The organism is Vibrio sp. 2033, from assembly GCF_033339735.1.
In genome coordinates this window covers 1-720 of sequence record NZ_JAWOVC010000325.1, presented here as the reverse complement: position 1 = coordinate 720, position 720 = coordinate 1, and the positions used below count along the sequence as shown (strand labels likewise).

General features: G+C 47.4%; 1 protein-coding gene. It reads left to right on the top strand.

All coding sequences use genetic code 11. The features are described from left to right. Positions 1-32 precede the first annotated feature (32 nt). Positions 33-720 (top strand): glutamyl-tRNA reductase (gene hemA / locus R7P74_RS26375; RefSeq protein WP_318123601.1); only part of this gene is annotated, 688 nt, incomplete at its 3' end.

The window sequence follows — 720 nt, the reverse complement described above, 5'->3', positions numbered from 1 at the left end:
TTTTATAACCGATCTCAGAGATACCACGTTAGATGTCCTTGCTTGCTATTGGAATTAATCACAATACAGCGTCTGTTGACTTGCGAGAGAAAGTGGCGTTCGGGCCTGATAAGCTCGGCCCTGCACTTGAGCAACTCAGAGAGCACGAAGCGGTTAACGGCAGTGTGATTGTTTCAACCTGTAACCGTACTGAGTTGTACTGCGACGTTAAGCAAGGAGCGCGAAACAAGCTGATCGATTGGCTCGCTCAATTTCACCAAGTGAGCCGTGAAGACTTGATGCCAAGTTTGTATGTACACGAAGAACAAGCGGCAATTAAACACTTGATGCGCGTCTCGTGTGGCCTTGATTCACTGGTACTTGGTGAGCCGCAGATCTTAGGTCAAGTGAAACAGGCATTTTCTGATTCACGTGATCATCAAGCTGTAGACTCGTCGATTGATAAGCTGTTCCAAAAAACGTTTTCTGTTGCAAAACGAGTTCGTACGGAAACTGATATCGGTGGCAATGCTGTGTCGGTGGCTTACGCCGCATGTACATTAGCAAAACACATTTTCGAATCGTTATCTGACTCGACAGTCTTACTCGTCGGGGCAGGTGAAACCATCGAACTGGTCGCGAAACACTTAGCGTCGAACGGCTGCACAAAAATGATAGTCGCAAACCGCACCAAAGAGCGTGCTCAAGGGTTAGCTGAGCAGTTTGGTGCAGAAGTAATCA